The 12,181-nt window shown below is 62.5% G+C and carries 11 protein-coding genes and 1 pseudogene; 5 read left to right on the top strand and 7 right to left on the bottom strand.

Going from position 1 to position 12,181, the window contains the following annotated elements; all coding sequences use genetic code 11:
- Positions 1 to 52: 52 nt before the first annotated feature.
- Complete coding sequence (locus ASD69_RS08760; RefSeq protein WP_157489600.1) at positions 53 to 505, top strand: hypothetical protein; 453 nt, start codon at positions 53 to 55, stop codon at positions 503 to 505.
- A 399-nt stretch (positions 506 to 904) separates the two neighbouring features.
- Positions 905 to 1,678: a transporter gene (locus ASD69_RS08755; protein WP_056176908.1), complete on the top strand. Its 774-nt coding sequence runs from the start codon at positions 905 to 907 to the stop codon at positions 1,676 to 1,678.
- 103 nt (positions 1,679 to 1,781) lie between these two features.
- Here ASD69_RS08755 and ASD69_RS08750 read toward each other — a convergent pair whose 3' ends face one another.
- Genes ASD69_RS08750 through ASD69_RS08740 form a run of 3 tightly spaced genes read right to left on the bottom strand, consistent with a single transcriptional unit; the run spans position 1,782 to position 3,341 of the window.
- On the bottom strand, positions 1,782 to 2,564 hold the full coding sequence (locus ASD69_RS08750) for an SDR family NAD(P)-dependent oxidoreductase (RefSeq protein WP_056176905.1): 783 nt from the start codon (positions 2,562 to 2,564) through the stop codon (positions 1,782 to 1,784).
- Positions 2,561 to 2,989, bottom strand: coding sequence for a VOC family protein (locus ASD69_RS08745; protein ID WP_082576382.1), 429 nt, complete (start codon positions 2,987 to 2,989; stop codon positions 2,561 to 2,563). The genes ASD69_RS08750 and ASD69_RS08745 overlap by 4 nt, the downstream gene beginning before the upstream one ends.
- Entirely contained in the window at positions 2,982 to 3,341 is a 360-nt protein-coding gene (locus ASD69_RS08740) for a hypothetical protein (protein ID WP_056176900.1), read from the bottom strand. Before ASD69_RS08740 ends, ASD69_RS08745 begins: the two co-directional genes overlap by 8 nt.
- A 115-nt stretch (positions 3,342 to 3,456) precedes the next feature.
- Between ASD69_RS08740 and ASD69_RS08735 the strand changes: the two genes are divergently transcribed.
- On the top strand, positions 3,457 to 4,086 hold the full coding sequence (locus ASD69_RS08735; protein WP_056176897.1) for a TetR/AcrR family transcriptional regulator: 630 nt from the start codon (positions 3,457 to 3,459) through the stop codon (positions 4,084 to 4,086).
- Positions 4,087 to 4,243: 157 nt separating this feature from the next.
- Here ASD69_RS08735 and ASD69_RS08730 read toward each other — a convergent pair.
- From ASD69_RS08730 to ASD69_RS08715, 4 genes and pseudogenes are all read right to left on the bottom strand, one after another.
- Positions 4,244 to 4,849 (bottom strand): annotated as a pseudogene (locus ASD69_RS08730) (ATP-binding protein); the annotation flags it as partial.
- 441 nt (positions 4,850 to 5,290) lie between these two features.
- The gene (locus ASD69_RS08725; RefSeq protein WP_162250632.1) at positions 5,291 to 8,080 is read right to left on the bottom strand and encodes a UvrD-helicase domain-containing protein; all 2,790 of its coding nucleotides are present in this window, start codon (positions 8,078 to 8,080) and stop codon (positions 5,291 to 5,293) included.
- Positions 8,081 to 8,236: 156 nt separating this feature from the next.
- Positions 8,237 to 9,595: a hypothetical protein gene (locus ASD69_RS08720; RefSeq protein ID WP_082576378.1), complete on the bottom strand. Its 1,359-nt coding sequence runs from the start codon at positions 9,593 to 9,595 to the stop codon at positions 8,237 to 8,239.
- A gap of 10 nt (positions 9,596 to 9,605) precedes the next feature.
- On the bottom strand, positions 9,606 to 10,331 hold the full coding sequence (locus ASD69_RS08715) for a hypothetical protein (RefSeq protein WP_157499121.1): 726 nt from the start codon (positions 10,329 to 10,331) through the stop codon (positions 9,606 to 9,608).
- Between the two features lie 169 nt (positions 10,332 to 10,500).
- Here ASD69_RS08715 and ASD69_RS08710 point away from each other — a divergent pair, with 169 nt between their 5' ends.
- Complete coding sequence (locus tag ASD69_RS08710; RefSeq protein ID WP_200943972.1) at positions 10,501 to 11,241, top strand: DNA adenine methylase; 741 nt, start codon at positions 10,501 to 10,503, stop codon at positions 11,239 to 11,241.
- A complete protein-coding gene (locus ASD69_RS08705) occupies positions 11,238 to 12,023 on the top strand; it encodes an 8-oxoguanine DNA glycosylase (protein WP_157499120.1) in 786 nt (261 codons plus the stop codon). The genes ASD69_RS08710 and ASD69_RS08705 overlap by 4 nt, the downstream gene beginning before the upstream one ends.
- The last annotated feature ends 158 nt before the right edge of the window (positions 12,024 to 12,181 follow it).

The following is a 12,181-nucleotide window of genomic DNA, read 5'->3' as shown; positions in this document are numbered from 1 at the left end:
CGGTGGCCCCGAAAGCCCACGGACCGTACCCATGTCGATGAAGAAAGCAATGATGGCCCTCATCCTAGGCGGCTTGCTGGCGGCGCCGCTGGCGTTCGCTTCGGTCGACCGCAACGTGCTGCAGGTCGAGTCCATTCGCAGCCAGCAGGCCGAGATCCGCAGCGGCGTCGAAGCGCGCACCGGCCGCTACAAGGACCTCTCCGCCGACACCCGTTCGCAACTGCTGAACAAGCAGGGCGAAGTGCTGCGCCTGCTCGACGGCAAGCAATCCACCAACGATCTCAACGAAGCGCAGAAGACCGAAGTCTTCAATGCGCTGGAGTGGATCGAAGCGGCGATCAACCAGACCGACGACGAGCGCATGGTCTGCGAGCGCCGCCCGATCCTGGGCAGCACGCGCAAGGAGCGCGTCTGCAAGACCGTCGCGCAGATGCGCGAGGAGCGCGATGCCGCGCGCAATCGCATGGATGCCCGCGGCGCCTGCGCGGACTGCAAGAGCAACTGAACTCAGGCGCGCACGCAGCTTGAACGGGCGGCCGCTGGCCGCCCGTTTTCGTTGCGGATCCGCCGGCCTGTGCGCAGGGCGATGATGGTCGCGCTCGCCCGCGGTGGGCGCCGATGTGGCGTGGCTCTGGCGAAGGTGGGGACGGGGCGCCCGGCCCTGTCCGCATTACCGCGGACGGATGAGCGCGCGGTCCCGCCTGCGATCGACAGGGCGGCGCTTGCGCCGATGGCTAGCGCATCCGCTCGCGCTGCGTAGGCGCTATCGGTGTGGCGCTCGATGCTCCGATAGGCGGCCTGATACACGCCTGTTTCGTTGCGATCTTCAGGATAGGCCCGGTGGCGGTCGGTGCCGCGGGTGTTATAAGGGCAACATCCGCTACGACTTGGTCATCGAGCCGCGATGAAGCGCTTCGACCTCATGCTGGCCAGCGCTTGGTGCCTCCTGGGCCTCGCCGTCGCTGCGCCGGTCCGGGCCGACGATGCGCCCGGCTTCGACCGCCCGGGCATCGCCTTCGGAACCGATACCCTGCCGCGCGGCGGCATCGCCTGGGAACAGGGATTGCCCGACGCCAGCTGGGACGACAGCGAGGGGGTGCGCACGCGTACCTGGGTCGCCGACACCTTGCTGCGTTTCGGGCTGGCCGAAACCGTCGAACTGCAACTGGGTGCGGACAGCTACGGCGGCGTGCGTCGGCGCGGCCTCGGTGCGCGCACCAGCCAACACGGCGGCGGCGATGGCCGGCTCGGCCTGAAATGGGTGCCCAGCACAGGCGGCGATGCCTTTTCCGTAGGCGTGCTGGCGACCGCGTCGCTGCCTGTCGGCCAAGCCCCTGTGGGCGATGGCGGCCATGTTTACGATTTGGGCATCACCGCGGCGTGGGACCTGCTGAACGATCGCAGCGTCGCTTTGTACCTGGACCGCAGTTGGGGCGACGGCGATGGCTGGCTGTTCTCGCCGAGCTATGGATTCAAGGTGTCCGAACGGGTCGCCGGCTATGTCGAAGCCGGCATCGGTAGCGGCGCCCAGCGCCAGCGCGTGGCGGGCGGTGGTCTGACCTGGGCGGCGACGCCACGCTTGCAGTTCGACGTGTCGTTCCTGCGCGGACTGGATGCGGATAGCGTCGATTGGCAGGCGGGCGTGGGAATGGCGCTGTATTTCGCGCCGAGGCTTTGAATCCTGGCGCTGCGTGCGAGTGCGCCATCGATCGCCGATGCGCGTGGCGATGATGGGATGCGACCGCGCGATTCGGCTCGGGATCGCGCGCCGTGTTGTCGGTTCACAACATCACGCGCCCGCCGGCCACGTCCAACACCACGCCGGTGATCCAGGACGAGGCGTCCGACAGCAGGAACAACGCGGCCGAGGCGATGTCCTCCGGCTCGCCCAAGCGGCCCAGCGGAAAGCCGGCGCGCATGTCCCGCTGGCGCTCGGACGGGATGGTGTTGCGGGTGCGCTCGGTCAACACCGCCGAGGGCGAAATGCAATTCACCCGGATCCCTTGCGGGCCGAGCTCGTGCGCGAGATGGCGGCTGAGCATGACGCCGCCGGCTTTGGCCGCGCCGTAACCCGCCGGCGCGCCGGAAGCGATGCGGCCGCCGGCCGAGGCCATGGTCAGGATCGCGCCGCTGCCGCGTTCGAGCATGCCGGGCAGGAAGCTCTTGACGGTGAAGAAGGTCGAGCTGAGGTTGTGGTCCAGGCTGGAGCGCCAGTCCTGTTCGCTGATGTCCTGTACCGGCATCGGCCGCCCGCTGCCGCCGCCGGCGAACGCGAGCAGATAGTCCGGCGCGCCGGCTTCGGCGGCGATGCGGTCGCGCAAGCGTTCTAGCTCCGCCAACTGCGAGCAATCGGCGGGCGCGCCGCTCGCCGTGCCGCCGGCCGCGCGTATCGATGCCACCACCGCTTCGATCGCGGCACCGTCGCGGCCGTTGACATAGACCCGCACCCCTTGGCGCGCGAGCGCGTGGCAGGTGGCCGCGCCGATGCCGCGCGAACCGCCGGTGACCACGGCGAGCTTGCCGCGCAGGTCCGGATAGCGGGCCTCGCTCTCGTGCGCGGTCATGCCTGCGCTCCCGCAGCGGACGCCGCTTCGGTGTAGCAACGCAGCTCCAGGTTGTGTCCGTCCGGATCGTAGAAATACAAGGAGCGCGCCCATCCGCGCGCGCCATGGGCCAGCGCGTCGGCGTTGCCGTCGCGCGCGAAGGGCGCGCCGCCGTAGGCCAGGCCGCGCTCGCGCAGACGCGCCAGCACCTGGTCGAAGCCGCGCCGATCGAAGGCGAAGGCCAGGTGCTGGCGCTCCGGCGCGGATTGCTGCAGCAGGTCGACGATGCAGTGGGCGTTGATCCGGATCGCGCAGGACGCGTTGCGGTCGCGCTCGAAGCCGAGCACTTCGCGATAGAAGCGCAGCGATGCCTGGGTATCTGCGACGCGCAGGATCAAATGATCGAGCAGCGGTGCTGAGCTGTCGTTGGCTGCGGTCTCAGACATAGCGGGCCACCGCCATGCACAGCGCCGCGACAGCCAGCAGGCCCGCGGCCACGCGCTGGCCACTTAGCGCACGCCCGCCGCGCAGCAAACCGAACTGGATCAGTGCGGCGATCAGCGCCGCCGCCGCGCCGGTCGCCAGCACGTGCTCGGCCCTGCCGTCGCCGCCGCGATGTAGCAAGGCCCACAGCGCGATCCCGCTGAGGATGGCCGCCGTCGCGGCCGCCATCTGCGGCCTGCGCAGGGCGTCCAGGCCCAATCCACCACTGCGACTCAAGGCGAACGTGGTGCCGGCCCAGAAGAGGCTGGACAGCACATGCAAGGCGACGGCGACGACGACGAATGCGAGGCTCATGGGGGATTCCTGCGACGGTTCGAATATTAACTGTACATATTGTATAGTTAATAAACAAGCTGCCGTGCCCGCACCTTCTGGGGCAGGATGCGGGCTGACCGTCCCTGCTTCGCCCATGAAACCGGACAGCCCCGAACCGCCGCGCCCGTACCACAGCCCTCAGCGAGCCGCCGCCGCCGCGCAGAAACGCGAACGCGTGGTCGCCGCCGCGCGCGACTTGCTGGCCGGCGACGAGGGTCTGGGCGGCTTCTCGCTGGAGGCGGTGGCCAAGCGCGCCGGCGTGACCCGCCTGACCGTCTATCACCAGTTCGGCTCGCGTCGCGCCCTGCTCGAAGCGGTGTTCGACGACCTCGCCGTGAGCGGCGGTCTGCAGCGCATCGCCGCGGCCATGGCAATGCCGGACCCGCAGGCCGCGCTGGCCCAGGTGGTGCTGGTGTTCTGCGAGTTCTTCGTCGACGGACGCACGGTGATGGCCCCCTTGCTGGCCGCGGCCGCGAGCGATCCCGAGCTCAAGCAAGGATTGAGCGAGCGCAACGAACGCCGCCGCCGCGTGTTGCGCGTGCTGGTCGAGCGCATGGACGTGCGCGCCGGCGCGGCCGACGATCTGGTCGACGTGCTGTGGGCGCTGACCGGCGCTGCGTTCCTGATCGAGCTCGCCGCGGGCGGACGCGGCACACAAGCGGTGGCCGCCCTGGCGCAGGCTTTGGCGGCGGATGCCGTGCAACGAGCGTCGCGGCCCCGCTGACGAGCGCGCGTTGTCTTTCGCCGTCCGGGCCAGAAGGCTGCGGTAGCGCCGCTGCTCTAGGCGAACGGCGCGATGTGCAGACCGATCGTCGCGAGCGGCCCTTTACGCCGCCCCGCACCGAGCGACGCAGATCGCGGTCCGCCGGCGAAGCCGCCTCTCATGCGGCCTGCATCGCCGACCCACGCTCCGCGCGACGGTAGCCGATCGCCTCGGTGAGGTGCGCGCTGTGGATGCGCGGGCTGCCGGCCAGGTCGGCGATGGTGCGCGCCACGCGCAGGATGCGGTGGGCCGAGCGCGCCGATAGTTGCAGGCTTTCCACCGCGCGTTCGAGCAGGTTGTAGTCGCGATCCTCCAGGCGGCAGGTGGCCGAGGTTTCGGCCTGGGTCAGTTGCGCGTTGACCTTGCCGGCGCGACTGCGCTGCAATTCGCGCGCGTGGGCGACGCGGGCGCGCACCTCGGCGCTGGATTCGCTGGGCGGGGCGTCGGCGCGCAGCTCGGTGGGCATCAGGCGCGGCACTTCGATGTGCAGGTCGATCCGGTCCAGCATCGGCCCGGACACGCGTGCGCGATAGCGACGGATCGCGTCGATGCCGCAATGGCAGCGGCCGCTGCGATCGCCGGCCCAACCGCAGGGGCAGGGGTTCATGGCGGCGACCAGCTGGAAGCGCGCGGGGAATTCGCTGCTGCGCGCGGCGCGCGAGATCGTGACCACGCCCGACTCCAGCGGCTCGCGCAGCACTTCCAGCGCGCGCCGGTCCCATTCGGACTGGAACTGTCCAAAGATCGGTGAAGGGTTTGTCCCTGGCCTGAGGTGCCTTCTATGGTCATGGCTGCAACCTTATCTGCCTGACTTGCGAGGGATGGGACGCATAGGGCGTCTCAGGTCGAGAATCTACGCCTGCAAGAACACAATGGACCAGTGGACACGAAAGCTCTGTGGACGGTTGTCCATAACGGACAAACGCCGACGGCAGCGACCTTCATCTGAAGAAGGATGGCGCGAAAAGCCGATGGGGCGTTCTGCCTTGGCATCCGGCGAATCGCCTAGGGTCTCGAGCGGGATGGACGAAAGTCACTAGCTACAACCGCCGTCGGTGTGATGGGCGATGTCGAGGGATCCATCGGCGCAGAAGCGTTGGTCTGCAGATCCAAACCAGTTGGCGCGGCCGGACGTGACCACCGCCTCCTGGAGGTCGAACGATGCTCAGTGGCGAGTTTGAGATATCTGAGCCCACATTCTTCCGCATCCATGCCGGTTGCTGCAGGCGTAGAATGTCTTCTTCTTCTGTGCGTTGAACCTTTTTAGCACGACGCCAATGGTGCAGCTTGGGCAGCATGGTGGCAGGTCAGGAGAACCGTTGTAGATAACGCTGCCTTCACGATTCTCGCGAATAAGCTCCTGCACATATCGCGACATGTGGCCTTCATGGGAAAGTAGCGTGACAGAACTTTTGGCGCGCGTCATCGCGACATAGAAAAGTCTGCGCTCCTCGGCATCCCGAAAGTCCCGGCTTTGAGGACGAGTCAGGTCGTTCAGTGGATCCTCTTCGATTTCACTGGGGAAACAAAAGAAGTCGTGGTAGACGTTATACATCCCCAAGATCAACACATGGTCGGCTTGAAGTCCCTTGGATCGGTGCATGGTGGTGTAGAGCGAGTTGTTCACCACGCTAATCCGTGACTGGTAATCGTTCCACAAGGCGTCAATCTGGGCCTTGCTGATGCCGGAAATCAAGTCCGCGCTGTAGCGGCCCAAGATCATAACGGTGGGTTTCGCGTTGGTGGGAAACACCGTCAGCCAAGTCTCCAGTGTAGAAGTGATCAGCTCCATGACGTCTGAAGCCTTATAGTAGGTTCTTACGTCAATCACGCGAAGGTTTGTCTTGTCGGCAGCTTCTACCCTTTTGGAGAGTTGCTCCTTGTTCTTCAGGACAAAGCGCGACGAAATATCGGCAATACCTTGATTCGTCCTGAAGGTTTGGCTGAGGTCACATCGTGCATCTGCGCCAGGCCGTCGATTGAAGGATGGGCCGAACTGAAGGAACAGTTCCAAGTCGGCGCCGGCAAAACGGTTGATGGCTTGCCAGTCATCGCCTACGCCAAAGATTCTGGCTGCCTCCTTCCCGGCGACCAAGTTCCGCAGCATTCGGCCTCGACCCGGTGCGGTGTCCTGAAACTCGTCCACGAGCAAGATTCGAAACGGCGAGAGGGAGGGGTCTTGTTCGAGGTACTCGTTGCCACGCCGAATCATCTCGTCGTAGTCCATTCGGCCTTCTTCTGAGATCAGCCGATTCATTTCCTCGGCAATGGGCAGTACCAGGCTGAGGAACAGCTGCGCGCGTGCAGGGTCGGGTTGGGACTTACACCGCTTAGACAGATCGGTGCTCTTCAGGCCATTGGCACGAACGTTGGATACGGCTTTGACGATCACCTCATCATCAGCGTGCTGTCCAATCTCGGTGAGCCTGGCCTCTATCTGATCAGCGGAGCGGGGACGGAGCGGGATGCCAGCTTGAGCAAGGTGAGCTGTCAAGTGGTCAAAGAGCGTGCCCCGTCTGAATTGCGCGCTCGTGGTCCAAAAATGACGGCTATCGAGGGCGCGCAGGGCGACCGCCTTCTGTTTGGCAGAGGCCGCGTAGCCTTTGGGGTCTTTGAAGAAGGTGGGGGCTTTCCCATCGGCGTCGAGTGCGAAGTGCTCATGGACTACCCGTTCAATGGCATGGGGTCCCCGTAGCCTATAGGAAAAGTCGACAAGCCAGCGAGCAGCATTTGTGAGCCGTTTCCGGCCTTCTTCAAATGGAGTTTCATATTCGAAATCAACCCCCATCACATACAGCCAGTTGGCGATGCGTAGCTCCTCCAGTGACTTCACCGGCGCGATATCCGCCAGGGTAATGACACCCTCGGCCTGAGATTTTTGCCGAAGGATTTTTTGTAAATAGGCGTCGTAATCCTCCTGCGAGGCAAAGCGCGAGGGTTCGGGGTCGGGCGTCCGGTACACGGATTGGAAGAGCCACCATCTGGCGGAAAAGTCCGGATTCTTTAGGCAGTTCCTGATGGCGCGCTGCAAGCGCTCGCTGCTCTCAGCGTCGGTGGAGATGTTGGGATGTTTGCTCCCTTCGCGTGACTGGACCAGCCACACGCCCAAGGCGTGGAAGGTCTTGGCAGTGACATCGGAGGCCCCTGCCAGTTGCCTGACCAGCAGATTCCGAAAATTTGTCGGGAGCGGGCTTTCGGGCGCAGAAAGCAATGTAAGGCGCTGGCGAATGCGCGTCCGAAGTTCGGCCGCCGCATTGCGGTTGAAGGTCAGGCAAAGGATCTCGTCCGGTCGAGCAATACCCTTTGCAATGAGATAGATCACCTTGCCTACGATCGTAGAGGTTTTGCCTGAGCCCGCCGCCGCCACAAGCAGCGTGTTCTCTTCAAGCGTGATAGCCGCGATGGCCTGCTCGTCGGTTAGTGGTCGCTCTTCGCAATGATCAAAGAGCGGCCGCCAGTGTGCTAACTCATGGAGCACGTACTGCCGATTTCGTCGGCTAAGGGCCGCTTCGGGCTTGTCGAGATAGGGCTGAAGCTTACCAAGCGTTTCTTGAAGCGCGGGTGCTGAAGAGAACGCTTTTGCATAAGGTCGTTTCAGAAGTGCTTGCCCGCTCTCAACTACTGTGCGCTGAGGGGAGAGGTCTTCGATGAGTTGCGCTCTTTCATGCGCGGCAAGGTAACAATTTTTGGTCAAGGAATGATGTAGGCGATCCCATGCGGACATCAGCGTGACAACATGTCGCGCAAGTTCATCGGCATAGGCATTGCGGGCAATGTCCCGCCAATCAGACAGACTGCGATTCAGTAGATCGAGTAACGCCGCGCCGAGCCCATACAGCTTGTATGTACCCGAGGGTGTCTTGATTACGATGTGCCGAAGCAGCCAGCGGCCCTTTACCTCATGACGGATCGCCGCGGCATCTACTTGGCGGGCTTGCCCATCAAATTCGATCACGAGGTTCTGCGGACTAGTGCACAGAATTCTCCAGCGACACTGAGGCACTAGTTTTGCGAGTACCCAATGAGGCGAGACAGCGTCAGTTCCGTTGCGGCGAGAAGTCGACATTCCTGGTCTGCTCTACGAGTAAAGGCCTCTCTACCCTGGGCGCTCTCAGTCTGCGGGCATGATGATCTGGGTTACTGAGGCCAACGGTTGCCATGGTGGCGTGGTGGTGCGGACTTGACCATCAGGTTCAAGAACATGATGGGCGGCCAGGGGGAAGTGCTCCCGTGGCAAGGGGACGAGAGCGCGGGGATTGTGGAATACATCCATTCCTTCCGACCAGGTTTCCTCATATCGGGGATCGGCAACATCGAACGTAAACCGGAGTGGCTCGGTGGCATTCGGGTCATGAGCCACCGCCGTGCCAGACCGGATCATGCGGACCTGCCTAGTGCCAAATCCAGCCACATAGCCGATCCGATTGAACTTTGGCAGCGTTGCGCCACTGTTGAACAAGATGGCGCTCACATGCTCAGCATCGGGTAGGCCGAAGAAGTTGGAGGGGATCGTTTTTGTCAGCCACCGATGCTCTTGCACTTGACGAGGAAGAATGACCAGCTGGCCGTCAGCATCGCGTTCCCATTCGTGATCGTAGCCATAGAGGTAGATGGTGAGTCCGGATCGTGAAAATGTCATGGACATGGGGGCGTGGAAGTCCTGCACCAGGAAGACTAGGGGCTTTCCTGCGACGTGGGGTCGTTCCCAGTAGCGCTTGCGGAGCTTGGACGTCAGGGCACTGCCAAATTTGATCGGCACGTACTGCTTGATATAGGCAGTGTGATCTTCCGGGGTTCTGATCTCTGGAGGCAGAACGATGTTGCCCCTGTCATCTTGGGTGGGATTGGCGGTGGTCACCTCAATCGCTATCGGGCCGATTCCATCCTCGCAGAGAAAATCGGGAGCCGGTTGCGTGCGGTCGATACTGAATCCGTTCTCCACCAACAAGGCAAATGTGTACAACTCCAGGAGCCGAGAATCGAAGCCGGTGCTTTGGAACTGCTCAACGAAATTGCCATCAACGTCGTCGTACCAGCGCATCATGGGCGCGATGAGTTCGCGAGCTGGGCTGTAGCCAGGCTCGTCGATCAGGCAAAGGAAATTCGGGTTCATGCGTTCCCGAGCGATGTGGTCGGCAAAGAAGTCCACCGGGTCGCCCTGTTCGTCGCCTTGCAGACGTTCCTCATCTAGGCGGGGAGCAATGGCCTGCGCTTCAGCAAAAAGCGCAGCTCTTGTGCTCTCGATATCGTCGAAAAATGGAGTTCCCGTGATCCAGCGGAACCGCTCTCGCGCGTCCTTGGCCAGGATGGCGCCTTGATAGTCACCATCTTGCCGATCGCGCAAGACTAGCCCCAACATTTGCCCGTCCTCGGATTCGAGCCATTCGCACTCTTCAATCAACCACATGGCGGGACCGAATCGGCAATAGGCGGCCAGTGCATTGAATCGGCCCAGGCTGATGGTGCGCATGGCGACCTCCTTATTCGGAGTGATTGACGCAGTGAATATTTTCCGTGGATTCATTGAGTTCCACGATGAGATCCTCGTCGAGGATGAAGACCCGCTCGAATATGGACCACGCCGAGCATGCTTCTAGCTGCGTGCGAAGCAGGGGCAAGGCTTTGTGCAAATCCAAGGCTGGTGCGGGCCAGTGGTCGTAGATCAACAGCCAAAGATGCGGATATCGGGTGTAACCCTCTCCCTGGGCGGAGGTCATCTTCTTCTCGACGAAGTGCGTCATTGCCTCCGCCCAGCCGCGCTCAGCCGAATCCCCAACCCAGCCATCCCCCATTTCATCGGCGAGGATTTCTTCTTTGAGCTGCTTCGATGTCTTGGGCGGTTCGCTCACGGAGGCCGGTTTTGAGAAGTACACCTTTGGTCCGTGGCCGTCATCGCGCAGCGCCGCCGCCTTGGCATCGTTCTGGCTGATCGCTTCGGTGTGCTCGATGCCGATGACAACGTCATTCAATGCCAAGACGAAGTCTGGTCGCTCACGCTTCTTCAGCGTGAGTGGAAATTCGCTCATCCCGTAGCGTCGACTGGCCAGTAGCCGAATGACGGCGTAAAGCTCGGCGTCTTCAGAGTTGCGGCCGTGGGCCCAACCAGGGACAGAGATGTTGGCAGCGCGCAGTCGCGCGGGAAGGTCATCTATGCGACGAGCGTGGATGACTTCGCGTTCCTTGGGAGCGGGAGGTTTGGCGGCCATGTAAGGAGGAGCCTGGGGTAGGGGAGCGTCGTCAAGGGATAGGGTTCAAGGGCGTCCATCGCAAGACGGCTGCCAGCGAGCCCTCAAAGAAATCATTGTGTCAGCACGGCGCGGTTCGTGAGCCTGCAGGTTAATCCGACCCGCAATGATCGGAGGTTCTTCTGGCTGCATGGGCACGGGCATGGGCATGGGCGGCCCGCCGGCGCTTGACTTCATCGCCGGATTTGGCGAGGCTTTGCGCATGCGCTATCCCGGTGGAAAAGGCCGAAGCTATCCCCAGCTGATCAATCTCATGCCTCAGCACACCACTTATGTGGAAACCCATCTGGGGGGAGGTGCGGTCATGCGGCATAAGAAGGCGGCGCGGCGACAGATCGGAATCGAGATCGATCCTGAGGTGGTGGCCCAATGGCGCGCGCAGGGGTGGCTAGGATTTGACCTTGTTGAAGCCGATGCGTTGGACTGGCTTGCGAACAATGTTTTGGAAGAAGAGGCGTTGATCTACGCCGATCCGCCTTACCTGCCTTCGACGCGAAAGCGGGAAAGGGTGTATCGCTTCGACTACGTAGAACAAGATCACTTGGCGCTGCTTGAAGCCCTTCAACGACAGCCATGCAGGGTAATGATCTCTGGTTATGCCTCTCCGTTGTATGAGCAGACCTTGAAGAGTTGGAATCGCCATGCCTTCCTGGCCAAGGCGCACGACGGTCTGCGAGAGGAGATTGTCTGGTTCAACTTCGAGCCCCCCAGTCACCTGCACGACCCAGGCCATCTTGGCCGCACCTTCAGGGAACGCGAGGTGATCTCCCGCCGCCGCTCGCGCCTTGAGCACCGAATCGAATCGCTTTCGCTTCCCGAGCAACACGCGTTGCTGGACTGGCTGCAGTCGCGCCTGAAGGAGGCCGCATGATGCGGAAAGTCGCATTGCCCATCGGGCCGGTAGGTGCGGAGCGGCTGATGCCCTCTGCTGATGAAGATCTGATGCCCGGGGTCAAATGGGGCGATCCTTGGATGGTATTCACTCCCGCGTATTGGCTCAGCCAGGCGTGGATGCTGCAGATGGAGACTACCGGGTCCAGCAGCTATCGGGCGCGCGAAGGGCTTGTAGACGAGCTGGTGTTCTGCCTGCTGGGCGGGTTCGGGATTACTGCCGAACTTGCGACAGCTGCCTTCGAGGCTTGCGAACAAACCGGACTGATCGGTAGGCGCGAACCCAACCCTGAGGTCTGGGCTAAAACGTTGCTGGAGCCGCTGGAGGTGGGTGGGCGCCAGGTGCGCTATCGCTACCCGAACCAGAAGGCTAAGTTCCTGGCTGGGGCCATGGAGCGTATAGGCCAGCTTCACTTGGAGGATACGCACGGTAGGGCTGCGCGAGACCAACTGATGCAGTTGCCGGGTGTGGGCTACAAGACTGCCAGTTGGGTGGTACGCAACGTCTTCGATTCGGACGAAGTAGCTATTCTCGACATCCACCTTATCCGTGCAGGTTTGCTCTGTGGTTTGTTCACTCGACAGGATCGGGTGGAGAAAGACTATTTGTCGATGGAAGCGCGTTTCCTCAGCTTCTCTGCTGCCTTGGGGCTGCGTCCGGCAGCCTTGGATTGTTTGATCTGGGATGGCATGCGCGAGGCCGGCGATCTGCCGTTACAGTTGCTGGCAGCTCATCATCCGGGCAGCAGTTTGGCGGCGTAATAATGACTGTTAGCGGTTCCAATCAAGTTCTTCCATGAGATTGGAGTGCTTGATGCACCCGGGACATTGACCGCATGCCAAGGGGCCGGCATGGCAAGAATGTGTCCAGCCCAGTATCGAGGGAGGAACTTGGGCGCGTCGTACCAAGGTGGCCGTAT

The organism is Lysobacter sp. Root604, from assembly GCF_001427505.1.
Lineage (GTDB): Bacteria > Pseudomonadota > Gammaproteobacteria > Xanthomonadales > Xanthomonadaceae > Lysobacter.
Note: the sequence above shows the minus strand (reverse complement) of the source record. Positions and strands in the feature narration are given on the sequence as shown.

Bases quoted from the DNA above. Each gene is read 5' to 3' on its own strand.
- ASD69_RS08760 (WP_157489600.1), top strand. From the start codon at position 53: ATGGCCCTCATCCTAGGCGGCTTGCTGGCGGCGCCGCTGGCGTTCGCT.
- ASD69_RS08755 (WP_056176908.1), top strand. From the start codon at position 905: ATGAAGCGCTTCGACCTCATGCTGGCCAGCGCTTGGTGCCTCCTGGGC.
- ASD69_RS08750 (WP_056176905.1), bottom strand. From the start codon at position 2,564: ATGACCGCGCACGAGAGCGAGGCCCGCTATCCGGACCTGCGCGGCAAG.
- ASD69_RS08745 (WP_082576382.1), bottom strand. From the start codon at position 2,989: ATGTCTGAGACCGCAGCCAACGACAGCTCAGCACCGCTGCTCGATCAT.
- ASD69_RS08740 (WP_056176900.1), bottom strand. From the start codon at position 3,341: ATGAGCCTCGCATTCGTCGTCGTCGCCGTCGCCTTGCATGTGCTGTCC.
- ASD69_RS08735 (WP_056176897.1), top strand. From the start codon at position 3,457: ATGAAACCGGACAGCCCCGAACCGCCGCGCCCGTACCACAGCCCTCAG.
- ASD69_RS08720 (WP_082576378.1), bottom strand. From the start codon at position 9,595: ATGCGCACCATCAGCCTGGGCCGATTCAATGCACTGGCCGCCTATTGC.
- ASD69_RS08715 (WP_157499121.1), bottom strand. From the start codon at position 10,331: ATGGCCGCCAAACCTCCCGCTCCCAAGGAACGCGAAGTCATCCACGCT.
- ASD69_RS08710 (WP_200943972.1), top strand. From the start codon at position 10,501: ATGGGCACGGGCATGGGCATGGGCGGCCCGCCGGCGCTTGACTTCATC.
- ASD69_RS08705 (WP_157499120.1), top strand. From the start codon at position 11,238: ATGATGCGGAAAGTCGCATTGCCCATCGGGCCGGTAGGTGCGGAGCGG.